This window comes from Flavobacterium haoranii, assembly GCF_009363055.1.
Lineage (GTDB): Bacteria > Bacteroidota > Bacteroidia > Flavobacteriales > Flavobacteriaceae > Flavobacterium > Flavobacterium haoranii.
Window position 1 is genome coordinate 146408 of the sequence record NZ_CP045292.1, and the last position, 26234, is coordinate 172641.

At 28.9% G+C, this 26234-nt stretch carries 16 protein-coding genes; all 16 read left to right on the top strand.

Going from position 1 to position 26234, the window contains the following annotated elements; genetic code table 11:
* The first annotated feature begins 5 nt into the window (after positions 1-5).
* The 16 genes from mads2 (at position 6) to GCU34_RS00790 (ending at position 26138) form a co-directional block, all read left to right on the top strand.
* Entirely contained in the window at positions 6-2015 is a 2010-nt protein-coding gene (gene mads2 / locus GCU34_RS00725; RefSeq protein WP_072780699.1) for a methylation-associated defense system DNA methyltransferase MAD2, read from the top strand.
* On the top strand, positions 2012-3364 hold the full coding sequence (mads5, locus tag GCU34_RS00730) for a methylation-associated defense system restriction endonuclease subunit S MAD5 (protein ID WP_072780696.1): 1353 nt from the start codon (positions 2012-2014) through the stop codon (positions 3362-3364). The genes mads2 and mads5 overlap by 4 nt, the downstream gene beginning before the upstream one ends.
* Positions 3355-7827 (top strand): methylation-associated defense system protein kinase MAD6, encoded by a 4473-nt coding sequence (gene mads6, locus GCU34_RS00735; protein ID WP_072780693.1) that lies wholly within the window; start codon positions 3355-3357, stop codon positions 7825-7827. Before mads5 ends, mads6 begins: the two co-directional genes overlap by 10 nt.
* A 2-nt stretch (positions 7828-7829) precedes the next feature.
* On the top strand, positions 7830-9386 hold the full coding sequence (mads7, locus tag GCU34_RS00740) for a methylation-associated defense system protein MAD7 (protein ID WP_072780690.1): 1557 nt from the start codon (positions 7830-7832) through the stop codon (positions 9384-9386).
* An 11-nt stretch (positions 9387-9397) separates the two neighbouring features.
* Positions 9398-14845: a methylation-associated defense system ATP-binding protein MAD8 gene (mads8, locus tag GCU34_RS00745; protein WP_072780687.1), complete on the top strand. Its 5448-nt coding sequence runs from the start codon at positions 9398-9400 to the stop codon at positions 14843-14845.
* The gene (locus GCU34_RS13550) at positions 14845-14991 is read left to right on the top strand and encodes a hypothetical protein (protein WP_193702253.1); all 147 of its coding nucleotides are present in this window, start codon (positions 14845-14847) and stop codon (positions 14989-14991) included. Before mads8 ends, GCU34_RS13550 begins: the two co-directional genes overlap by 1 nt.
* 38 nt (positions 14992-15029) lie before the next feature.
* Entirely contained in the window at positions 15030-15524 is a 495-nt protein-coding gene (locus GCU34_RS00750) for a protein phosphatase 2C domain-containing protein (protein WP_193702254.1), read from the top strand.
* Positions 15525-15590: 66 nt separating this feature from the next.
* A complete protein-coding gene (locus tag GCU34_RS00755; RefSeq protein ID WP_152378324.1) occupies positions 15591-17150 on the top strand; it encodes a hypothetical protein in 1560 nt (519 codons plus the stop codon).
* 86 nt (positions 17151-17236) lie between these two features.
* Positions 17237-19012, top strand: coding sequence for a DEAD/DEAH box helicase (locus GCU34_RS00760; protein WP_152378325.1), 1776 nt, complete (start codon positions 17237-17239; stop codon positions 19010-19012).
* Positions 19005-21890, top strand: a complete 2886-nt coding sequence (locus tag GCU34_RS00765) for a hypothetical protein (protein ID WP_152378326.1) — start codon at positions 19005-19007, stop codon at positions 21888-21890. The genes GCU34_RS00760 and GCU34_RS00765 overlap by 8 nt, the downstream gene beginning before the upstream one ends.
* A 196-nt stretch (positions 21891-22086) precedes the next feature.
* A complete protein-coding gene (locus tag GCU34_RS00770) occupies positions 22087-23391 on the top strand; it encodes a DarT ssDNA thymidine ADP-ribosyltransferase family protein (protein ID WP_193702255.1) in 1305 nt (434 codons plus the stop codon).
* A 46-nt stretch (positions 23392-23437) separates the two neighbouring features.
* Entirely contained in the window at positions 23438-23803 is a 366-nt protein-coding gene (locus GCU34_RS13740) for a macro domain-containing protein (protein ID WP_227658705.1), read from the top strand.
* Entirely contained in the window at positions 23776-24102 is a 327-nt protein-coding gene (locus GCU34_RS13745) for a hypothetical protein (RefSeq protein ID WP_227658706.1), read from the top strand. Before GCU34_RS13740 ends, GCU34_RS13745 begins: the two co-directional genes overlap by 28 nt.
* 32 nt (positions 24103-24134) lie before the next feature.
* The gene (locus tag GCU34_RS00780; RefSeq protein WP_072780674.1) at positions 24135-25292 is read left to right on the top strand and encodes a PIN domain-containing protein; all 1158 of its coding nucleotides are present in this window, start codon (positions 24135-24137) and stop codon (positions 25290-25292) included.
* Positions 25293-25326: 34 nt separating this feature from the next.
* Positions 25327-25647 carry a hypothetical protein gene (locus tag GCU34_RS00785; protein ID WP_072780672.1) on the top strand — a complete coding sequence of 107 codons (321 nt, stop codon included), beginning with the start codon at positions 25327-25329 and terminating at the stop codon, positions 25645-25647.
* Positions 25648-25658: 11 nt separating this feature from the next.
* Positions 25659-26138: a hypothetical protein gene (locus GCU34_RS00790; protein ID WP_072780670.1), complete on the top strand. Its 480-nt coding sequence runs from the start codon at positions 25659-25661 to the stop codon at positions 26136-26138.
* The last annotated feature ends 96 nt before the right edge of the window (positions 26139-26234 follow it).

Below are 26234 nucleotides of genomic sequence, written 5' to 3' on the forward strand. Positions count from 1 at the left end.
ATTAAATGGCAGCAGAAGAAATTATTATCGAAGACAATCAATTAGTTTGTGTTTTAACCGATAAGCCTAAGAAAGCTACTTCACAAGAAAAGAATATTCAATCCATTATTTTAATGTTAAATGAGGAATATGGTTTTGAAATGAAAAATATTGCTCGCGATGTAAACATTGTGTTTGTTGATCCAGATACAGGAAAAAACAAAAAACAAAAAATTGAAGTAGTTGTTTACAAAGAGGACTCTGAACAAAACCAAGAAGACATCATCAGAATTGCAGCGGTTCAAGACGAAAAAATAAAAGAAAACGATAAAAAGAAAGGCGTTACTATTGCTTTAGAAAATGCTTTAGCAGCTTTGGATAATTGCGACTTCGGTCTTTGGACAAATGGTAACGATTTAAAATACCTGCAAAAAGAAGACGATGATTTTGGCTTCGATTTCAACTTTACCGATATTTCTGATTTTCCTGGAAATGGAGAAACTATCGAAGACATTGACCGTGCCGACCGATCGCACAGTAGAAAACCAGCAAACGACTCTTTAATTAAAGTCTTCAAACGTTCACACGATTACATTTACGGTAATGAAGGAAGAAAAAAAGACGCTTTTTGGCAATTATTATACCTCATCTTCTGTAAACTATACGATGAAAAACGAAGATTCAAATGCATAGAAACAGGGGAATCTTATCGAAAAAAATTCTGGGTGGGAATCAAAGAAAAAAATACAGAAGAAGGCCGAAGAGCAGTTGCAAAACGTATCAAAGATATATTTGAAGATTTAAAAAAAGAAGGAACTTTCTCAGATGTTTTTGATGGTAATGAAGCTATTGCACTAACCGATAAAGGTATTGCATTTATTGCTTCTGAATTAGCAAAATATTCCTTCTTAGATGCAACTGTCGATGTAAAAGGTTTAGCTTATGAAACCATTGTAAGCAACACGTTAAAGCAGGAAGCCGGACAATTCTTTACACCTCGTAATATTGTTCGTGCTATGGTAGAAATGCTTAATCCTAATGAAAAAACAAGAGTTTTGGACCCAGCCTGTGGTTCCGGAGGATTTTTAGTAATGGTATTAGAACACGTACGCAAACAAATTGCAAAAGAATTATATCCTGATTTAGAAGATGTTTTATTAGCTGAAAAATTCAATACTTATGAAGTAAATGAAAGAGTTCGTCAGTATGCAGAAACTAATATTTACGGTTTCGATTTTGATCCCGATTTAAAAAAGGCAGCACGTATGAACATGGTAATGGCAGGTGATGGTCATGCTAATATTTTTCACATAAACTCATTAGATTATCCTGATTGGGAAGATCCTAACGAATTAAACAAAATCAAAGCTTCTATTAAGCAGAGTTTAGAACGCATGGCAGACATCGATAACAACTATACCGATGATGCTCGTGGCAAGTTCGACATGATTTTTACCAATCCCCCATTTGGTGCAAAAGTAAAAGTAGAAAAAGAAATTGCCGATAAGTATTACTTATCGAAACATTCTGATGCCCCTGAGGTATTATTCATAGAAGCCTGTTACAATTTATTAAAACCGGGTGGTAAAATGGCAATTGTATTGCCCGATGGTATTTTAGGAAACCCTAATACTTTACCGGTAAGAGAATGGGTTTTAGAAAACTTTAAAATTCTAGCTTCGGTGGATTTAGCGGTAGAAGCCTTTTTACCACAAGTAGGGGTTCAAGCTTCATTGTTATTCTTACAAAAGAAAACCGATAACGATAAAAACATTGCGCGCGAAACCGATGAAGACTATGACGTGTTCATGGCCATTGCCGAAAAACTGGGTAAAGACCGCAGAGGCAATCCTATTTACCTCCGCGATGAAGACGGTGCCGAAATCCTTTTTACGGTAGATACCAAGTATGTAACAACCAATAAAAACAACGATAAAGAAGTAAAAATACGCAGGGAAAAACAAAAAATGTTGGATGATGATTTGCCTAAGATCGTAAATGCTTATTTCAAATTTCTAAAAGGAGAAAAAATATGAAAGTGCTACACGTTAAACAAAAATGGTTTAGTGAATCAGATCTGCGTTTAGATGCTTCTTATCATTTAAATGACGGTCCTTTAACTAAATTAAAATTAAAAAACTTGCCATATGAAGTTTCAAGTCTATTAAATGAAACAAAAAAGATTTTCAAGGGAAATATTTTTAAACGCACATATGTAAAAAATTCAGATGTTGGTTATAAATTTATGACGGCATCTGATATGATGAAGACTAATATTGATAGTGGAACTTATGTCTCAAAAAAATACACCAAAGTAGCAAACTTAATGCTAGAAAAAAACTGGATTTTAGTATCTAGATCCGGGACTTTGGGAAATACCGTCTTTACCAATGATGACTTTGAAGGAGTTTTAGGAACTGATGATTTAATAAGAATTGTGCCTTTAGAGAAAAATATTTTAAGTGGCTTTATGTATGCATTTCTTGCTTCTAAATATGGATATGGATTATTAACTCAGTCAGGATACGGTGGGGTGATACAACATATAGAGCCACATCATATAGAAGATTTGCCAATACCCATTTTTCCTGAAGAGAAACAAAAAGTAATAAATAATTTAATTATTGAAGCTAATAAACTTAGAGTTGAAGCTAATAAAGCTTTGAATGAAGCTAAGGAATTATTCAATGATTATAAAAATCTTTCCTCTAAAGAAATTTTTACAGTCAAAAAAAACACATTAAATGATAGTTGGCTTGGTAGAAATAATAGACCTGAAATTTCGGAATATGATAAGAAAGTTAAAAATGATGGTTATAAAGAACTTTCATGGTTTGCACAAAATGTGTATGCACCACCAATGTTTAAACATATCTATATAGAGAGAGATAATGGATATCCTTTCTACAATGGTGCTGAAATCTCGCGTTCTAGAAGAGTAGTTAATAGATTTTTATCTGAACGTGGAGTAAAAGACATTAATGATTATGTTGTTAAAAAAGGTACTTTATTGATATATAGACATGGGCCTAGAAATGGAATGTTAGGTGATGTTTTTATAGTAGATGACTTTCTAAACAATGCATGTTTGTCCGATCTTGTTATACGTGTTAAAACAAAACTTAATAAATATTCTTATTGGTTATTTACGTTTTTCAGCACAAAAATAGGAAGAGAAATATTACACAACATTGCTTCTGGTTCTGCAATTTTATTTTTATCCCCAAATAGACTTAATTCAATTAAAGTCCCATACAATGGAGAAAATGATATTGATTTAAACTATAAATTAATTAAACAGTACCTTGAAAAAATAAATGAAGCTAATATTAAGGAAAACCAAGCTATAGACCTAATCGAAAAAGAAATAGACGCATGGCAGTAATTGTAAAACCCACCTATTTTGATGCGGTAGTAAACGCAGGCGAACAAAAATTAATGGATTTTTTAGAAGTCAACCTTCCAGATGATTTTTTCTTAATCCCTAATATAGAATTGGTCTCTACTAATTCTTATAACAACCAAACGCAATATTGGGAATACGACCTTATTGTAGTAGCACCACATGCTATTTTCAATATCGAAAACAAAGATTGGCGTGGTCGTATCGAAGGCGATGATACCAACTGGTACCTCAACGATCAACCACGTCGTAATCCCTTGCGTACCAATCGTCAAAAAACCGCCATTTTAGCATCAAAGCTAAAAGAACAAAATAGTTATTGGGGTAAAGCTTGGGTACAAAATACATTAACCTTGTCTTACGACAATTATAGTCCGCCAATTATCACTCCCGAAGATGATAAATTAACCTTTCAATTAAACAAAAGGCTCATCAACTTTTTAACCGATGCTTCAGAACTCAATAAATCGGAAGATGCCATTGCCGATATTCAAAAAGACATTGTAAACTATCTTACCGGGCAACAAGCACAAAAAAGAGCAGTTGAAAAAAAGCAAATCTATGAGTTTGAAATTGTAAAAGTTTTACATCAAGAAAACAACTTTGTTGAATATTTAGGTAAGTATGTTGGTTCTACATCTTCACAAAGAAGAATAAAAGAATATGCGTTGCAAGTAGTAGGCTTATCTCCTCTTGAATTAAAAAACAGAGAAGATAAAATCAAAAACCAATATAACGCACTAAAAGACATTAAAGGAAAACCTTTTATTTTAAATGTTGAATTTAGAATAGATGAAGAAAACCATTTGTTTTATGAAATATCAGAATACTTTGAAGAAAATTCATTACGTTCAGAAGCAAGAATCAAAACTTTTACCTTTAAAGAAAAAGTAGAGATTATAAAAAACATAATGGTAGCGCTTAAAGAAGCTCACAATAAAAATATTTTCCATCGCGACATCAATCCCGATAATATTTTTCTAAATAGTGGTTATGCCTATTTAGGCAATTTTGGTAAATCGTATTTTGTTGACCATTCCGAAGAAGGCTATACGGTAATGCCTACTATTAACCAAAGTAATGCAACCGCTTATCATCCGTTAGAGTTAACCGTTGGTGATGCTTCTATTGCTTCTGATATTTATTCTTTAGGGGTTTTAATCTATTGGTTATTTACAGAAAAAGAACCATTTGCAACACCGTTTGAATTAAATAATTTAGGAGGAAAACTTCCAGAAAATTTATTACCATCTAAAATCAACACCAATCTCCCAAAATGGATTGATGAGGTTTGTGAAAAGTCAATTATTACAGATGAATTTCAACGTATAGAAAGCATTGAAAAGTTGATAGATATCATCGATTCAGCATTGGCTCAGAATACAAGTAATGTAAAAAGTGAAAATAACGTTCCTGCTGCTGTAAAAGCAGTTTCATTTGAGGAGATAAAAGAAGGAGACACCATTGGCGATTATGCTATTCACAAAGTATTAGGTAAAGGTGGTTATTCAAAAGTTTTCAAAGTAAAACATCGTTTACAGGATAAATTTTATACCCTTAAATTATTTAATGAAAGTGTATTTGTCAATTCTGTTAAAGACGAATACTTAGCTTTAATAGAACTTCATCACAACAACATCGTAAAGTTCAGTTGGAATGGTGAAACACCTAACGGACAGTTTTATACCGTAATGGAATATTTAGAAGGAGAAAACCTTCGTCAATACATTGCTACCGATGTAAGTATGCCTATTCATCAAGTGTATAATGTAGGAATCGACATTTTATCAGCATTAGTAGAAATGCAGAAAAAAGAAAGACCTATTATTCATCGCGATATCAAACCACAAAATATTATTTGGGATAAAGGAGAACGCTTTGTTTTAATCGACTTTAATGTGGCATCTACTATAAATGAAAACAAAGACTTTGTGGGTACAAATCCATATTTAGCTCCCGATTTAATTGAAAGTAATTATAAAGTGAATTGGGATTTCACTGCCGATTTGTTTGCACTTGGTGTTACCATGTTCGAATTAATTTGCAAACAATATCCTTGGCATCCTAATAAAATGCCATTGAGAGATAGAGCTGCTAATGAGCCTAAATCAATTGAACCTAGAATTTCTTTAGCTTTTTCAAATTTTATTGCAAAAGCAATACAAACGAATAAAAATGACAGATTTCAATCGGCGCAAGAAATGCTAAACGCATTAAAAGAAATTGAAGGAGACATTTTAGAAAATATTGAAAATAATACTACTGAAGCAAGTTCACGAAACAAATTATACCATACACAAATATCAATTATTCAAGGTACATCTTTTAATCTTAAATTATTTAATAGCAACAATACGTATGTAGATTTACACGAGGCCATTGCTAAAGCATTAGATAAGTTCAAAGAAAATATTGAAAAATATAAAACCTCCATAGATTTAGGCGATAAAATAAAACTAGTACTTAAAGTTGATGATGAAATGATCATTAATGATATGTTTTGGCAAGGTGGTGCTAGAAATTTTAATCCTGGCAATATAGAGCGTGTTTATAGTGCAATGAAAGATTTGTTTGAGCAAAACAAAGATAAAATCAAAGCACATAAAATTTCTGTAGAAGGAATTAACATGGTAGATTATGTAAACTCTTTGTACAGCCAATCCAAGCATGGTAATTTTGGTACAAGAGTTAATACAAAAACCAGTGAATTAGATAACGAAACCTACACACCTACAAAACTTGACAAAACATTATTACCAGCAATTATAGATGGTAAGTATAAATTAATAATCATAACTGGTAATGCTGGTGATGGTAAAACAGCATTTGTTAAAAAAATTGAAGGCAATCCATCAGTTAAAAATATTCAACATTTTTCACACAATAATGGAGCTCGGTTCCAAATTAATGGAGTGTATTATGAAAGCAATTATGATGGTTCTCAAGATGAAAAAGAAACGGAAAATACTAGTGTTTTAGAAAAATTTTTCGCACCATTTGAAAATCTTACCAATTACAATAGAGCTGAAGAAGGAAGAATTATTGCCATTAACGAAGGGCGTTTAGTAGAATTTTTAACCACATCTACAAAACATAAAAAATTAGCTAAAAACATAGAAGATTACTTTTATGAAGAAGGTAATGTTACTCTTCCCGATGGAATTTTAGTGATAAATTTAAATCTAAGATCCGTTGTAGCAAATAATGAAGAAGGTGATAGTTTGTTTAAGAAGCAAATGGAACAATTAACCAGAAAGGAACTTTGGAAAAATTGTGAAGGTTGCGATTTGGCTAACTCTTGTTTTATCAATTACAATGTAAAAACATTCAATAACGAAGTTTCGGGCGATGCAGTGATAAAAAGATTAGAATGGTTACTTCGCACAGTTAGTTTAAAAAGAGAATTACATATTACAATGCGTGATGTTAGGTCTTTTATAGCATTCTTATTAACTAGAGATTACGCTTGTGAAGATATTCCAAAAGTAATACAAGAAGCTAACGGTGAAGTAGAAAAATTTTGGAATCTGTTCTATTTTAATATTTCAAATCCTAAAAATATAGATTCTGGTGATAAAGATCGTTTAATAAAATTAATCAGAGAAACTGACATTGGTGAAGTTGCTATTCCGAAACTGGATAGAGAATTGTTTTTTAATAAGCATAGAGAAAAAGATTATTTATTCTTTGAAAATCGTGAGTTTAATATCATTAATGTATTTAATGAAATTAAAGCATATTTACCTGCTTATGAACAAAGTGTTGAATACATAAATAACATTAGAGAAAGGCAAAAAACATTCATTCGCCACCAATATTTTGAAGGTAAATTATTAGCCAACATAAATACAATTTTTAATAAAGAAAACGGGATTGAAAAATCAGTAGAAATTGGAAAACCAGCCTATTTATTACGCTTACCTTATAAATCTGTTTACGATTTTGTAAATGTTTTAAATAAAGAAAAACTAGATGAAAGCATTAAGAAAACTATTTCGAGAGCAGTTTCATTAAACGAAGGTTGTAACAATCCAGATTTAGACGAAAAAAATCTAGTTTTAGCTTCTACAGAAATTAAAGACCCGTATGGTAAATCATTTAAATTGTTCTCACTAGATGAATTTGACCTTTTTGTAAATAAAGCTGAACATTTGACAAAATATATTGAATACGAAGCTGATAGCTTAATTTTTAGACATAAAAAACATAAGCATATTAGTTTGACTATATCTCTCGATTTATTTGAAATGTTATATTTTATTCAAAAAGGTTTTAGTCCTTCATTAAACGATTTAAAAGGAAAATTCATAGAATTAATTGTATTTAAAAACCTCCTTGAAAATTTAAAATACGATGAAATAGTTATTACATCTAATAATAGAGAATTTTATTCTATTAAAAAAGCGGGGTCTAGCAATATTAATATTAACAAAGTAAAAATTTAAATATGGCTATTAATTTAAATAAAGAAGAAGGTGTTTTTCGTAATGAGTTAATTTTTACTGCGGATGCTAAAACTATAAATATTGATAGTACATTAGTTAACTTATTTATGTTATTAAAGCATAATGGAATAAGACCAAAACAAAGAACAAGAAGAGGTGAAAATGTATTTATTGAATTACCAAAACTCAAAGAAATTTTTCAAAAACTGGAAGAAGATGGCAGTTTATCAGGTTTTTCAGAAAACCCTGAGGCAGTTGAATTATGGTTACGAACAAATTTAACGAACTTAGTAAATAGAGGAAATTCACAAAAAGAAAGAATGTCCTCATTAAGACCCATACATTTAGAAAGCTATCGAGTTAGAAACGCTATACATACTAGGGACTATTTTAGTGCCGATCAAGTATACCTAATGTTAAGTCAAAAGCCAGCTGTAAAAAATGAACTAAAGAACTTTTTACAAGAAGGATGGGATTCAAATCAAGGACAATTTCTAAATGGGAACACTCTAGATGTAGATAGTTTAGGAATCTTACATTTAATAAAAAATATCAATCCAGGTTATTTAGAAAGTAATTCAGAATTAAATAAAATTAGACCTTTACTAAAAGAACAGGCTGAATTATATTGTGACGATATACATAAACTTTTGGTTTATAAAAATGAAATTCCTAGAAATGTATTAATCGATTATATTAAAACAATTACTTCATTTCATCTATCATTATATGCTAATAAGGTAATATACTTATTACCTAAAATGATAAGTAAGGGTACAATTGATATACAAGATGACTGGAATATTGTTTTAGATGTAACCGATAATTTTGAAAGTAAAATTTCTTCAATTGCAATTGAAGATGCCGCTAAAAATTACAACGCATTGTACAATTATATCAAAGCAACTTTTCAAATAAATGCGGTAGCTTCAAGATATAAATTAGACAAATCAGATTCAGATTCATTAACAGAGATCTTAAAAATATTAGCCAATAAAGATGAATCTTTTGAACTAAAATTTGAAACACATTGGGATTATATTTTTGGGAACTATGATAAAGAAGATAAAGAATTAATTTCAGAAATGGTTAAATACGAAACCACTTATTTTGATAGATATGTAGAATTGTTGATGAAAATTAGATCTAATTATCAATTAAAATTTTATCCAAGGTTTATGGATAGTGTTTCTCAAAAGAATAACGAAAGAGGTTATTTAGCGCAAGGAAGAAGTAAGAAACATCCTAGACGATATGTATTAGGCACAAGATTATTAGAAGCTCTTGTTCAAATACAAGTATTACATCTTGAAAATGATAAATTCATTACAAAAAGTTTGTCTATTGAAGAGTTAATAAACAATTTAAGAGAAAGATATGGACTTATAATTAATGGATTAAGCGAAGAGCGCTTTAGTAATGCTGATGTAAATACAATTTTAGCTTTTAAAGAAAATGTTGAAGCTTTCAAATTAAAATTAAGGCAAATAGGGTTTTATAATGACCTAAGTGATGCATACATTTTGCAAAAAGTAAGACCAAGATATCAAATGGATTAAAATCATTTAAAATGAAAAATAACTTCAAAGAAATATATTATTCAAAAATTGTTGAATTAATTACAAAGATTCATCAAGACGAATTAAAAAATGCAAAACCAGGCCATTGTATGAAAATCACAGGTCTTGGTGAAGAACAATTGTTCATCCTTTGGAAAGAATTAAAAGAAAATTTTTCAAATATTGATGTATTCATTATCAATGAAAAAGAAGAAAATGACACGTATATTTCTGCAACTAAACTTATAGAATTAAGAAACAACCAAGATAAACCGTTGTTAATTTTAATTCCTGCAAATAACCGAACAGCTGCAGAAGATTCTTATGGTAATGCTACCTTTAAAGAAATAGCATTAGATAATATTGAAAATGAATTATTAAAGGCATTACTTAATGAAGTACCTTCGGAATTCAAAAATGTAATTAGAGCACTAGAAGATATAGTTAAACCTTCAAAAAATAATAAGTTTAATTATATGTTATACTTGATTGGTCTATCAGAAAGCAACTATCAAGAAAATTTTTTTGGTACACTTTTATATTTTCTGGATCTTTTACCCGATGCAAAATTACTGCAAGAAAGTAATCAAATTAGATCTCGATTGACCTTAAATTTTGAAAGCTGTAGTATTTTATCATCTTTCAACAAAACACTTTATGAACGAGTTGATAGCTTAAAAATCGAAAAAGATACAATACAAAAAGACTTAATAGAACTTTTCAAAAAGGAGTTAGAAATAAAAACTAATGCTGAGCTGGTAAATACTATAGCAAACAATTATCAAAATTTATGGTTTAACAATTGGGAAATTCCAAATTTCAATTTTGAAGAAATTAAACTTGAAATAGTAGAAATAAGATCTCCCGATTTTGTGGAAGAAGAAGGTAGAAAAGTTTTAAAAGCTAAAGAAAATTCAAACTCTAGTGTTATTATTAGATTTAAAACTACACCACCGCCAAATCAAGTAGAAGAGTTGAAGTTTTACAGAGTAGTTTTAATGGAAGTAGATGGATTTTCTGGAGTAGAAATGAATACATTAAGAAAACTCAGTAACACTACTGCTAAACAAGAATATCGTGAAGCTAAAGTTGAACTAAATACAAATAATCTAGAGGAAGGTTCTTATTTCTTTAAAATAATTGCAGAAGATGAAAATGGTAATATTTTAAATAATAATGACGATTTTCAGAGTATTTCTGTTCAAGAAGCATGGGAAAAAGAAGGTAAAACTAAAGAAAGTAAAGAAAATTTTAATTATAAACTAACTTCAGATACTGAAGATTTTGAATATGAAATTACTGAAAATCCAGATAAAGAAGAAAATCAAAGAAAGGATAAATTAAATAATGTACTTCAAGGTCATTTTAAATACAATATTGAATTATTAAAAAATGGTATTGAAGCTGATTGTCCTATTCCTAGTGAATCGTCTAATATTTGGTTAAATGATGACAAACCTAAAGTAAATTCTATCTTTCATATCAATTATACTAATAAGCATAATTACCAAATAATTATGTCTTCAAAATTAAGATTAATAGAAAATGAATTATTAAAAAACGCAAAACATTTAGGATATTTAAGTACTAAAATTAGTAACAACCATACAGCTTTAGGTTTTGAAAACATTGAATTTATCTCAAGTAGTTTAAACGAATTAGTACCTAAAAAGTTAATTTCTGCTCGAGAGAAAGTATTTGAGAAAATTTCACAATCTAATAAATCACTAAGTGGTGTTTTTGAGACAACAAATATTGCAGAATTTAAAGAAGAAATTAAAGATTACTTAGACCGCTATAATACTTGGATTACAGATTTAAACAAAAAAATAAGTAACACTAAAGTTGAAGAAAGCGAGTTAGAGAAGTTAAGATTAGTGTATGCTGAAATTCAATTTCTAGACCTAGTAAAGGTAAAAACAAAATTACCTAACAATGAAAGTGTTGCAGCTGTTCTATTATCGCCTTTACATCCCCTGCGTTTATCTTGGTTTTATAGTCTTATTGAAGTATTTGAAACTTGGCAAGAGAAGTCAATGAGATACAAAGACCATGTAAAAGATTGGTCTAAATTACAAGATATTTTTCTAGGTAAAATTAATCCTAATAATAACCCTTTTGTAATAGTTGATCCTTACAATTTTGAAAATTATGAATATTCTGGTGAATTAACTTTTGGTTGGGGAATATATTTTAATGCAGACAACCTTAAAGGTAATGATAATCTTGTACCTGTTACACACCAATTAAAGCAATACTACAAATCATTATTAAACATCACAAAAGATAATTTTTCAGATAATGAAGTGAGCAAATCTCTATTGATAAAACATTTGAAAAACTTTTTAATCCAGCATCCATATACAGACAAATTAGTTATCAATTTGTTTAACGTTGGTGATGCCGATAAATTTGCGGAGGCTTTTGTTGATTTAGGAAAATCTGTAGAATATGAAAATATTAAATTTGAAGTCCGAATTTTTGTTGGTAAAACATCTCTAATAGAACCAGGTAATGCTTTAAAAGAATTAATTAACCCTGAAACAAACATTTCAGAAGAAGCAGAATTATTCTCACAGGCATCTGAAAACAGATTATTTCCTAAATTAAGATTTTCAATAAATGAAATTGAAGATTTCTTGATTACTCCTGAAGAATATAATGCACATTTAAGTTTTCTAGTAAATCCATTCAATTCAAAAATTACTTTAGTAAAACCTAATTATGATTATAAATCAGATTTTTTAAATGGAATTTTCTTTTCAAATTCGACAGAAGTTAATATTGATAAAGAAAAAGACATGATGAGATGGATTAATTACATTGATGTAAATAAATCGAAATCTTCAATCACAACAAGTTTATTTACAAGTTTTCAAAAAAATATTGCTTGTGCATTAGCATCTCATAACACTGATTCATTACCTGCAATTCAATTAGAATTAAACGACAGAGATAAAGTATTAATTTCACATTTGCATGAATATTCAGATTGGGTTATAACATTTGATAAAAACTTAGGTCCTCAAATTTTTGACCAACCTTCAGAAGAAAACGAAATACCATTTTTATTAGATTATATTCCTAGTGAAGATATTTCTGGAATATCATCATATTTAACAACAAAACCATCTTCAGAAATTATCGGTTTGTTGAGTCCGCATTTTGAAGAATTTGAATTAGATAGTTCAAATGAAAAAGATATTTTATGTATCAAAACATTATTAGAAGACTTACGAGCTATCAGTAGTTCCCTTGTTTTACAACTAAACTCATCAAAAAATAAGGCGTTTGAAGTAATTGGATCAGCTTTTTCTAAAAGAGTTTTAGAGAAAAAAGGATTGCTAGAAAATGCATTTATTGTTCCTATAGATTTGCATCAAGAATTATTTGAAAATTTAAGTTCAAATTCAAAAAGCAGAGCCGATAATTTAGTTGTAAATATTGATCCACAAAGTAGAACAATTAATATCTCAGTTCTCGAAATTAAATGTAGAACTCGTTTAAATGGAGTTGAAAGAGAAGAGTTAAAAAATAAAATTAAAAGCCAAATTGAAAATACAATTTTAGCTTTAAAAACTCATTTCGACCCGAATGATTTTAAATCTGAAGACAGATTAGATAGAGAAATAAAAAATTTAGAATTTAAGCGATTACTAGAATTTTATATTGAAAGAGCTAATCGATATAAGTACTTATCAGATAATGCATACCATTCTTATGTGAATTTTATACAAACATTAAATGATGGGTTTAATTTAAAATTTAACAAAGTAGGTTTTATTTTCGATTTCTCTTTTGAGAAGAAACATTTAAAACAAATTGATGAAGATAATAATACCATTTTCACATTTGGATATTCATTAATAAAAGAAATATTAGATATTGATTCTGATTTAAATACTCAGCGACTTGAAAATTTAGAACTATCAAAGGAATTAGCTAGCAGTATCAATACAAAAGACAAATTAAAGCCTTTTATTAAAAAATACGAACCTAAATTAAAACCGAATACAGAAGAGGTAACCCACAAAGAAAATGAAATAAAAACTGCTATTTTAGAAAACAATAATATTGATATTCCAAAAAGTATTGAAAACGACACACCAGTAATTATTGAAAAAGAAGATCATGTTAAACTAAATGAAGAAAAAGAAGATGTTGAAAAAGATATAAATATTTGCGATACAGAATCTGAAAAAAATTCTAAAGATGAGGCTGAAATTATTATGCAAGAAAATAATTTACCTCCAGAATTTGATATTTTAATTGGGAAATCATCTCCTTCAAATCAGTATGGTATTATAGGAACTTCTATACATAGTAAAAAAATTGCAATTGATTTATCTGAAACAAATACCATAAGTCTTTTTGGTGTTCAAGGTGGTGGTAAAAGTTACACAATAGGTACTGTCTCTGAAATGGTATTAAAAGAAGTTAATAATGTAAATCTATTAAAAAACCCTTTGGCAGGTGTTATATTTCATTATAGTGAAAGTATGGACTATGAACCTGAATTTACATCTATGATATATGAAAATGATGTGGAAAGGGAATTAGCTGTTTTAAAAGAAAAATACGGTGCAAATCCATCATCAATTAAAGATGTAGTTTTATTAACTCCTAGTGATAAATTGGTGGAAAGAAAAAATGAATTCCCTTCAATTGAGGTAAAACCAATAGCATTTAACTCAAGAGAATTAAATGTTCAAGATTGGATGTTTTTGTTAGGAGCAATAGGTAATGACTCAGCTTATATAAGGCAATTAAAAGCAATCATGCGTGCACAGAGAAATAATCTTTCTTTAAACGGGTTGCGGGAAAGTGTGGAAGAATCTGAATTGTTATCGTCTTCACAAAAAGCATTAGCACGTCAAAAATTAAATTTCGCACAAGAATACATTAATGACGATATCTTTATGAAAGATATTATAAAACCAGGTAGATTAATAATAGTTGATTTACGTGATGAATTTATTGTAAAAGATGAAGCATTAGGTTTATTTGTAATTATGTTAAATATTTTTTCAAGTGTTAAAAATTATAATGAGATTCCATTCAACAAGTTCATAGTTTTTGATGAAGCTCATAAATACATGGATAATAAAGATTTAACAAACAATATTGTGACGGCTATAAGGGAAATGAGACACAAAGGAGTTAGTATTATGATAGCAAGTCAAGATCCCCCAAGTTTACCTAACGAGATTATTGAGTTAAGTTCCGTTGTTTTAGTGCATAAATTTAATTCTCCTCAATGGCTAAAGCATATACAAAAGTCAATTAATCAATTGGGTAATTTATCTCCTAATGATTTAAGTATGTTAAAGCCTGGTGAAGGTTTTATTTGGGCTTCTAAGGCAACAGATAATAATATTACTAATGTTCCTGTAAAAATTAATACAAGACCTAGATTTACAAAACACGGTGGTGCAACTTTAAAAGCTGACAGAAGTTAATGAAAATTATTTCACATACTGGAATAGGAAAACGCAAAGAAAATCAGGATGTAATCTTGATAAATGATTTTGTTGATGATAATTCATTGTATCTCATTGTTGATGGTATGGGGGCTATGATAATGGAAAAGATGTTGCTGAACTAATCGCAAATTCTATCTCCGACTATTTAAGCAATTCTACTGTGTATAATTCTCTCAAAATTGAAGAAGCAATTAAGAAGGCAAATTTAGAAGTAAAGATATTTAATGATAAGTACAATTCTAAGTCAGGAGGAACTTTAGGAGGAATTTTAAAAACAAAAGAGAAATTTATTTTATTTTGGATTGGTGATGTTTCTATTTTTTTATTCAATGAGGATAATATAATTTTTAAATCCAAATCACATACTTTAATTAATGACATGAAAGACTTAAATGCCGATTTAACTCCTTCTGTACTTGAAAAGTATAAACACGTCGTTACGAAGTCAATATCAGGAAAAAGGGAATTAATTTCAATGGGCATCTATGAACTAGAAAATAATAGGTTTGATAAATTTTTAATCTGCTCTGATGGAGTATTAGACGTTTTTAATGAGTTTACATTTTTTAATAATAGTCTAGATTTTGTAAATAGTAATTTACAAGTTAATTCAAAAGACAACTATAGTTATATAGTTGGTAATAAAATAAATTAGTTTAGAATTTATAAAATATAATTTTATTCTGCATACTATCAATAAAGTTAACTTTAATTTAAATTAATGAGTCAAAAGGAAGTTTGGAAAAAATATATCATTGCACAATCCAAAATCTTAGAACATAAATCTAAACCCTTTGGAATTGACACAACAAAATCCGTTCAACTTGACGGACTTAAATTGCATCTTACCATTGACCAAGAAATTTTTAAACAAGTATTTAAAAAAGAGGTTGAAAAAATTTTCAATATTCAAAACTTTGATTTTGAAAGTGGCTATATTCAGACAGATGTTACAAATACAACAAACATAACTACTGAACAGCTTAGTAAACTAAAAGAACTTGCTGAAATTTGTTACATTGACTTTAATGAAAATCCTGTAATTGAAGGTACAATAACAGCACAAGAAAATTACAGCAAAGAAGAATTAAAAAATGTACTAGGGCAACTTCCAACAACCTATCATTTCAAAAATTCAGGATTGATATTTTTAACCTTAGACGAATGGAAAAAAGCAAACCAAATCAAAGGGTTAAAATTCAATAAAAAAGTAGGAGCAGTATTTCCAATAAAACCATCCGTTTCTTTTTTAATTTCGACTTTTTACAGAAATATTAATATTTCGCAAGAGGGTAATAAAATAACAGTTATTGGGGAATTGCATCAAATAATTCTGAACTTATTCGAAAAACATTTTGGTTTATCTGAACATGGAAATGAATTGATTTTCAGTTTTGAAAACACAGAAATTTTGAATAGTAGAGTTGGATATTTGAGAGAAAAAGGAATTTCACTTCCTAAACCAAAGGAAAATTGTCTTCATTTTAGTTACACCAAAAACTTTTACGAACAGCACGAATCAAGTATGGTTTTAGAAGCTACTAGGTTAAAACGTACTTTGAAAAAATATTTCCCAGATAATTTATTTAATTTTTCTTATAAATCAAAATATAAATTTGATAATAGGAAATTTGAAAAAGGAATTGATGAATTAGAAAGAAATGATGAATTATTTTTGAATAGATTGTTTGCTGAGATACACGGAGAAAACTTTCAAATAAGCAAAACGCATAAAACAATTTCATTTGACTTTGAAACAGAAGAAGAATTAAACGAAAAACTAAATTTTATAAACTCATTCTCATTCTTTGAAATTTACAACAGAGAAGAAAACCACAAATATAAATTCAATATTAAGTTTGAAACAGGCTTACACGAATTACAAACATTTTTGAAAAAAGAATTTTCTAATCTGAATACAAAACTTATTGCCAACGGTGAGAAGCTCATATTCCGACAATTTTATAAAACAGGAAATAAAATTGAAATTCTTGCAAGACTTCAAAATCAATTAGATGATTCTATTGATCCGGAAACTTTCTACTATTCAATAAACGATACTTTTCAGGAAAAATATCTTTGTGAGGAAAATTTTGATTTGAAAGTTGAACAAGAAGAAGAAAAACTTTCAAAACTATTAAGAGAAGAATTTTATTTTGGAAATCCAAAAGAAAAATTATATTTAGGAAAATTACAAAAAGTAGATTATCCCGATTTGTATTTTGTAGTTGATGAAGAACGAATTGAAGAAGTAAAAGAAAATCTTGAAGAAAAAAAGTAAAAGCCATTTTTCCTGACTTAAAAGGTGAAAAGGATAAAATTAAACGTTTAGAGGATACTATTTTAAAACTTGATTCAGCAGAAAAATTGCCAAACGACAATGCGAAAGCATTTTTATATGATTCATCACAAGTCAAAAGCATTGAAAATATAGAGTATTTGTTAAATAAAAAGAGTGAAGAATGGCAAGATTTTGAAAGTAATCTCTTTTCAAAAACATTAAACGAATCGCAAAAACAAGCGGTTTATAAATCGCTTTATGCAGAAGAATTAGCTTTAATTCAAGGTCCTCCTGGAACTGGTAAATCAACGGCAATTGCTGAAATAATTTGGCAACATATAAGAAAAGAGCCTAGACAAAAAATTCTTTTAACTTCTGAAACAAATCTTGCTGTTGACAATGCTATTGACAGATTAAAAAATGGAGAAAACAATGTTGTAAAGCCTATTCGTTTTGGCAATACTGAAAACTTAGAGTCGGAAGGTTATTTTTATTCACTTGAAGCTATTGAAGATTGGCAAAAAAGCCATTCTACACAAAGCAACACTGTTTCGCATTGGATAAACAATATTGCTAACAGAATTTCAAATCATGACGATGAACAAATTGATTTGGCATTAGGAAAATGGAAAAACTATTTACAAAAGCCAAATAATGAAACTAAAAAACTTTTTGCAGACAAATATTTGGAGTATGTGAATTTGATTGGTGCAACAGGTAGTTCAATCGGAAAATTAAACTCTGAAAACAAATGGACTTCGTTTTTCCGTTCTTACTTAAATGTGTTTGAGAAAAAACATTTTGAAAACAAAAACTATGATGTTTTAAATCGCACAAACATAAATTTTGATACTGTAATTATGGACGAAGCAAGTAAAGCGACACCGCCCGAACTTGCTTTGCCTGTTTTGTATGGAAAAAAATCCATTATCGTAGGCGACCACAGACAATTACCGCCAATGATTGACGGAGAGGAAATCAAAGATTTATTGGTTTCGATTGGCGAAAAGGAATTAGCTAAAACACTTTCGCATAAAGAATTTGAAACATCGCAGTTTGAACGATTATTTGTAAACATTGATGAAAGCATAAAAGGAACATTTGACACACAATACAGAATGCACCCAGCAATCAATGAAGCAATTTCACAGTTTTACAAAAATGACGGTGGTTTGAATTGCGGTTTGCCATTAGAAGAAACGTATCACAATTCATTTGACAAATGGGATTCAAGGTATCACGGTTTACAATTCAAGAACATCATTGCACCTGAAACGCATACAATTTGGGTAAATGTAACAACACCCGAAATTCAAGAAGGAACATCAAGAGTAAATTTTGGCGAAATTGAAGCGATTGACAACATTTTGGTTGTCCTCAAAAACAGCGAAGGAAAAAATGAGTTTGACAAATGGCTTTCAAATAAAAGCTTGGAAGAAAAGCAAATCGGATTGATTAGTTTTTACGGAAAGCAAATTCATTACATCAACAAAATGCTAAAAGAAAAACATAGTGAAACGCCAATTCGGTTGAGTACGGTAGATAGATTTCAAGGAATGGAACGGAATATCATTATTGTTTCAATGGTGCGAAGCAACAAATTGGCATCTTTTCAAGGTCAACAACCCGATGAAATTTATGGCGAATTAGGTTATCCGTTGCAAGAAAGTTTAGGTTTTGCAGAATCGCCAAACCGTTTAAATGTTGCTTTGTCAAGAGCAAGACGATTGCTTATTGTTGTTGGTAATAGCGAACATTTTTGCCGAAAAGATATTTACAAAAACGTTTTTGAAACCATTCAACAAAACGGAAAAATAATTAGTGCAGAAGAATTACAAAACGCAGTTGAACAAAATGGATAATATTAAAATACCATACGCAACATTTCCGTTTGAATGGACAGTCAAATCCACTTCTCACCAAATTCAGTATAGAAAGGCTTTTAATATCAATGAAATTGATGAAGTGTTTTGCTCAATTATCAATGCAAAAGGTAATGAAATAAATTTTTCAGAATTGGGAACTCTGTTAGGTTTCAATTTACAGGATTTGGCTGAAAAAGATATTCTGAACATTTACTTAAACGGACTTACAGAATACAACCTAATTGAAATTGATAAGGAAGAAATTAAACTAACTGACTTTGGACAAGAAGCGTTACAAAGTAAATTAAAATACAAATACTACTTTGCAACAACAGAATTATTTGAAAATCAAACCGCAACAGGCGAGAAATTTGATTTTTCTTTCAAAAGTGTTTTTGATTTAGAAAACAGATTGTCAAGTTGTAATAAAATTGATATTGAAGAATCAGAATACTTTGAAAAGAAACAAAAACTTCAATTTCAGCTTTTCGGAAACGATATTTACAAAGGCGAAATAGTTGAACTTTACGAATGCGAACCAAGAATAAATTACAAAAGCGTTCCGCTACAATGCGAAGTAACTAAAATTGAGAATTCGTTTCAACTTTCAATTTTCAAATCGGGAGCAAACAAACCCGACATTCAATTTTTAATAGACTTAACTGAAAACGCTGAATTAAAAAGTGTGTTGCTTAGAAAAGGAATGTATCATCACATTCTTGCAGAGAAAAGTTCTATTTCCAAGCAAGACATTGAAGCGTATCTTGATTTGTGGAATTGGAAAGAGTTGGCAGAAAATCCGAAAGTAGATTGGAACGATAAAAACGTTTTTGAATTGTTCCGTGAAAACGGAGACGGAAGTATTTGGAGCATACTTTCAGAAAAAGCACCAATTAAAAGTATTAAATCTGTAATTCAGATATACGCTGAATATTGGAATTGGACAATACTAACAGAAAGATTTGACGACAATTTCATTAAAGAACAAATTGAAACCTTTGATTGGGATTTTGAAGAACTTTCATACAAAGAATCCAAACTTGTTACCTCGTTACTTTCAAATTCAAAACTCAGAGAGAAAGATTGGGATTGGAATTACTTGTCAAAAAATTTACCTGACAAATTTATTGAAGATAGAATTGAAGATTTTCCTTGGGATTTTTATGTGATTACTGAAAGTAAGAATGAAGTTTTCAAAAATACCTTTATTAAGTACCGTGATAAGCTTGAAACACTAATTTCTAAAAATTGGAATTGGCAATTCATTTCGGAAGAAATCAATCTTAATTTTCTACACAAAAACATTTCAGGACTTGCAAGCAAAGTAATTTGGGAAACTGTTTTAAATCGTTTTTTTAGTAATGAAGGAATAACAGCAAAATGTCTAAAAGATGAATCATTTGAAACGCTTTTAATACAATATTTGCCAGAAAATTTTATTATTGCTCATCAAAAATATATTTGGACATTGGACTTGATAGACTTTTTTGAAAAGCAAAGTTTAATTCAATGGGAAACTCAATCTTATATTCAAGGATTTGATACAAACGAAAATGTTGTATGGAGTAAATCTATTTTTCAAAAGTATCACAATCGCATAATGACTGAAAGTGGTTTTTTGAATGTAAGCCGACAAATTTCTGATTACAAATTAATAACCGAATTCCCTTGTTTTACATGGAATTGGCAAGGAATTTCACAAAATAAAAATCTAATTAGCAACGCAACATTTGTTGAAAATGCTTTTAAGGGTAAGTTTTCATTTTCAAATAATCTGATATGGAATGAAATCTTGCAACAATCAAATTTGAGTGTTGATTTTTGGAATAAACATTTAGAAGCGTTTTTCAACATAACAGAAAGTGAAAAGCATCTTGCATTTTGGCATTTGCTAACGCAAAAAGAAAGCATTGATTTTATTTTTGAAAACTATCATTTCCCTTGGGATTGGAGTTTTATCACCCAAATCAGTTCAGCCGAAACTATTTTTGACAGTTTTGAAAATGAAGAATTAGCCGAAAAATGGAATTGGGAAATAGCGACCAAGAAACTTGATAAAGAAACCATTCTTGACTACATAGAAGATTTAACACGTTATATTGATTGGAAATACCTAATAAACGAAGTCTTTGAAGTTGAAAAAGAACTATTATTGAAAAAAGAACTTCCGAGAATTTCTGCTTGTATATCAGTTTTGAATCCTGAAGACAGAAAAGAAATTTGGAAAGTTTTAACGGCAAAATATCCATTTGAAACTCTTTTCAACTATGTTGAATTAACCAAACAATTAGAAGAGTTTGAATGGGATTGGGATTTTATTTCCAATCATCAACTTTTTCCAACAGATATTAGAACTCTTAATCAGTTCAAAGAAAGAATTAATTGGGCTATTTTATCTGAAAGTAAAGCCATTCAACAAAAATTTAATCCAGATAGTTGGGATGATGGCAATCAATGGTTCAGTAACATTGACCGTTATTTACAAAAATTTAAAAACAATTGGGATTGGCAAAATTTATCCCGTAACAGAAATATCAATTACAATAGGTCTTTATTAAAGAAATACAAAACTGAAAATTGGGATTGGAATTATTTGACTGAATTTGGTGGATTTCTAATTGAACAGAAAAGAGATAGGGGCAACAAAAACTATTTAGAAGAAGTTATAAAACAATTTTCAAAAATAAAATTTGAAATACTTTCAAAACGGAAGGACATTATAATTGACAGTAAGTTAATTCTTGAATTGAGAGACAAAAATTGGGATTGGCAGGTTCTATCGGAAAACGAAAAAACAGAAATTTCGAATGAACTAATTATTGAATTAAAAAACAAGAATTGGAATTGGCAGGCACTATCAAAAGAAAAAAAATGAGTTCAGTAATGATATACTTTTACAATTATTAGACAAAGATTGGGATTGGAATTATTTATCTGGAAACGTTAATCTTGAATTTAACGCTGAATTTATTGAAAAAACAAAAGCTAAATCATGGAATTGGAAATCAGTTTCACGACATAAATCATTCATTCCAACAGTAGAAATACTAACGCTTACCAAAGAATTTAATTTGGATTGGGAATACTTATCAAAACATTCAAGCCTAATTCCAACCAAAGAAATACTTGCCAAATTTGAAAACAAATGGCATTGGAAAAGTATTACAGAAAATTCCCAAATCAATTTTACAGATATTGATTTTGTTGAGCGTTTTGTCGACAAATGGAATTGGTATTTTATATGTGAATCAGGTAAATTGACTTTGAATAATAAAATTCTAAATAAGTTCAAAGATTTTTTAGATTGGAATTTGATTTCTTCAAATACAAATTTAAATTTTACAATAGATATTATTCAAGAGTTTAAACAGTTTTGGAATTGGACTGCACTCAAAGAAAATAAACGAGTTGAAGAACTTTTAGGGAGCTATGTTGCAGATGAATTAAACAAAAACGCAACTTTAAACTTCATTGATAAAATTGAACAACAACGGTCTAAATGGAAAGGAAGTATTTATCACTTTTCACATATTGACAATGCAGTCGAAATAATAAAAAACAGAAAAATTCAAAGTAGAAATAGAGCAAAAATACAAGGTGATGCTGCAGGAAATGTTGTTCATCGGAGAGGCGATGCTCACGATTATGCACGTTTTTATTTTAGACCGCAAACACCAACGCAGTTTTATAATGAGTTCTTAGGTAAAAACCAAACGGACAAGTTTTTTGAAAAGGCAAGAAATTTAGGTTTTCCAAAATGTCCAATTCCAATATTTTTTAGGTTTTCATTGAAAGAAGTTCTTTTTAAGAATGAGAAAAAATGTTGTGTAAGCAATGGAAATATGCAAAAAAATGCAACACAATTTAAACCTGTTGATCAGATGTTAGACAAGTTCAATTTTCAATATTTGTATTCTGATATAGAAGATGATTTAGAAAACTATATGAACTATTCCCAACAAGAATTTTTAGTTAAAGATGAACTTTCTTTTCAAGACTTGTTCGATTTTGAGATTGTTTGTTCATCGGAATCAGACAGGACACTACTCATAAATTTAATAGGAAATGAGCATAAAGGCATTATTTCAAAAATTATAGTAGATAGAAGTTTTTATAACAATGAAAATCCAAGGGTGAGAATTGAAGAAGAAGATTCAGAACTACATGTTTCAACTGATTTTAATGGAAACGGTTATTTTGTTTTAAATGTAAATAATGACATTAAAGAAATTGAAATTATTTCTGGAAATGTAAGCAAAATAGAAAAGGACAAAATTATTTTCAATTCTTATGTATCTCTTGGAAATGTAAAACAAAAAATACAATTAAACTTTATTGATGAATCAAACAGAAATTGGTTTATTTATTTAAAATAATAAGCTTCAAATTTGTTTTAACTTTATAAATTATACAGAACAGAAAATGGCAATAAAACATATTAATGGCAATATTTTTAATTCAAAGTGTCAAACAATTGTAAACACTGTGAATTGTGTTGGTGTAATGGGAAAAGGAATTGCGTTGGTGCATAAACTTCGTTATCCAAAAATGTATGAAGAATATAAAATACACTGTAAAAGCAAACTAATAAAAACTGGTATATTATGGCTTTATACCAAACAAGAAAATGCACCTTGGATTTTGAGTTTTCCAACTAAATTTCATTGGAAATACCCAAGTAAAATGGAGTGGATTGAACAAGGGTTACAAAAATTTGTAGAAACATATGAGAAAAAGGAATTACTTCAATTGCTTTTCCTTTGCTTGGAACTCACAATGGTGGTTTAGATACGAACGAAGTCAAACGACTTATGGACGAGTATTTAGGAAAATGTTCTATAGACATTGAAATTTACGACTACGATCCAAATGCACCTGATGATTTGTTCGAATCATTTAAAGCAAAATGGTTGTCATTAGATGAAAAAACAATCAAAGCAGAAACAGGTATACAACCACAATACGCTAAAAAAATATCAGAGATAATTCAAAGCGGTGAAATAAATTCTATGATTGCGTTGGCAAACTATGACGGTATTGGAGAAAAAACATTAGAAAAAGCATTTGGTTACATTTTAAACGCCTAAAAATAAATACGTAATTATTAAACTTAATTATCATGAATTTTAATGAACGAATTGAAAACATTTGCAATAAAGTTCCATTTTTTATTCCATTGTACAATGCTCGTGTAAGGCATTATGTTATAAAACAGCATATACTAAATGTTTATAATCAATTTCAAAAATATTTTAGCAAGAGCTTTGAAAAAAATGAAATGGAATGGTTCGTATTATTTTTGCTTTTGCACGACATAGGAAAATCTATAGCTTATAAAAAGGGTAATATAAACAATCAAATTATTGAAACAATTATATTGCTTGAACAATATGCTTCTGATTTAGATATATCAAAAGAAAATTTAGTAATATTCAATGCTCTTTTAAGGTCTAGTCTAATAGGTAAATATATGGAATCAAAAATTTCATTGAATGATACATATGATAACATTGTTGAACAAAGTAAAGTTGCCGATATGTCAATTGATAGGTTTTTTTATTTTTTATCGGTTTATTACCAATGTGACGTAGCTAGTTATACTGGCGATGCAGGTGGCATTCCATATTTAGAGCATTTGTTTGATTATAAAAATGGACAAAAAGTATACTGTGAAGAAACCAAATTATTAAAATTTTCCGAAGTTTATACTTCAAAATATAATGAACTTTCTAAGAAGATAAAAGAAGAATATAGACTTGAGGACAACAAATACAAAACTGAAATTCCAATTCAATCAAATCTAAAAATTGTTGGTAAAATAGACCTTTCAAAATTTGAAAAGTCAAAAAAAGAAATTGTGAATAATAAAGAAAATATTTATATAATAGATACTAATGTTTTTGTTGATTACCCAGATATAATTTCGAAAATTGATGAAAAATATAGTGTAGTTATCTCTGCAAAAGTGATAGACGAATTAGATTATTTAAAAGTTTCATTAACTGAAGAACAAAAACGGAATGTACAAAAGGCTTTGAGATTAATTAACGAAAGTATAGATAAACGTGGTATAAAAATGGATATTGCAGATTTATCATTACTCCCAAATGATTTTAATAAAAAGACACCTGATAATTTGATTTTAACAGTTGCACTAAAATACAAAGAAGAAAACCCAATTATCTTAACTTCTGATAATGGTTTACAAATCAAGTCCAAGGGCTTAGGTGTAACTACAATTACATTAAAAGAATTTTTAAAACAAAGAAAATATTAAATTATTGTAAATAAACTTTTATTATTAAGATAAAATGGGAAACATCTTAGTATCATTATGTCGCTCTTGTGGTTTCAAGAACGAATTCAGAATCGGCGGCGGTAGATTCAATTATCAAACCTATTGTCCTGTTCCTGCTATTAATAAAGAATCATTAGAATTTGAACAAATAAATTATTACGAACACAAGAATTCTGATAAGTATTTATTCTATTCTGATGCCGCTTTAAAAGGTGAAAACAAGAATGATAGAACTATCAATAATTTTGATTTATACTTCAATGAGGAAGGAAATTATTGTCCAAATTGTAAAAACAAAACCCTAGCTTTTAGAGTTACAAAATATCTCGATTAAATTTTTATAATATGAAAAACGATAAAAAAAACCTTTTAAAAAAATTAGAAGAAAACTTTGATGTAATTCATATTAAAAACTCTGTAAGAGAAACAATACTTGATAGCTTTTTAAATATGAATATTCCATATTTAGAAAATCTACTACCTGAGTCCTGTCATATGCATAAAGATTACAAAACTTTATTTTTAAATGAAATAGAAATAATTTTTAATAGATGTAAAGAATTGGGTGATAGTTATTTTATTAAACAATCCTCTAAATGCTGTGGTGAAAATTGTTATAAAGCTAGAAATTCATTCCTTTTGATAGGAAATAATTCAAAATATGCTTTCAATCTAATCCTTATTGAAGATTTAAAAGAAGATAATTATTGTCATTATGCTATTTGTAGATTTTTTTCATGTAATACAATTCAAAATTACACCATCTTGGATGAAACGGTAAATTATTGCTTTACTAATCAAGAAATAGATGATATTCCATTTTAATAGATAAAATTTAAATCTAAAAAGTTTATCTCTGTCTCTTTGTAACGGCGATAATCACCGCAATGAATCAAATCTGCAAACTATACAAAACCTATT

Coding starts and splice junctions, on each gene's coding strand:
- mads2 (WP_072780699.1), top strand. CDS start 6: ATGGCAGCAGAAGAAATTATTATCGAAGACAATCAATTAGTTTGTGTT.
- mads5 (WP_072780696.1), top strand. CDS start 2,012: ATGAAAGTGCTACACGTTAAACAAAAATGGTTTAGTGAATCAGATCTG.
- mads6 (WP_072780693.1), top strand. CDS start 3,355: ATGGCAGTAATTGTAAAACCCACCTATTTTGATGCGGTAGTAAACGCA.
- mads7 (WP_072780690.1), top strand. CDS start 7,830: ATGGCTATTAATTTAAATAAAGAAGAAGGTGTTTTTCGTAATGAGTTA.
- mads8 (WP_072780687.1), top strand. CDS start 9,398: ATGAAAAATAACTTCAAAGAAATATATTATTCAAAAATTGTTGAATTA.
- GCU34_RS13550 (WP_193702253.1), top strand. CDS start 14,845: ATGAAAATTATTTCACATACTGGAATAGGAAAACGCAAAGAAAATCAG.
- GCU34_RS00755 (WP_152378324.1), top strand. CDS start 15,591: ATGAGTCAAAAGGAAGTTTGGAAAAAATATATCATTGCACAATCCAAA.
- GCU34_RS00765 (WP_152378326.1), top strand. CDS start 19,005: ATGGATAATATTAAAATACCATACGCAACATTTCCGTTTGAATGGACA.
- GCU34_RS13740 (WP_227658705.1), top strand. CDS start 23,438: ATGGCAATAAAACATATTAATGGCAATATTTTTAATTCAAAGTGTCAA.
- GCU34_RS00780 (WP_072780674.1), top strand. CDS start 24,135: ATGAATTTTAATGAACGAATTGAAAACATTTGCAATAAAGTTCCATTT.
- GCU34_RS00785 (WP_072780672.1), top strand. CDS start 25,327: ATGGGAAACATCTTAGTATCATTATGTCGCTCTTGTGGTTTCAAGAAC.
- GCU34_RS00790 (WP_072780670.1), top strand. CDS start 25,659: ATGAAAAACGATAAAAAAAACCTTTTAAAAAAATTAGAAGAAAACTTT.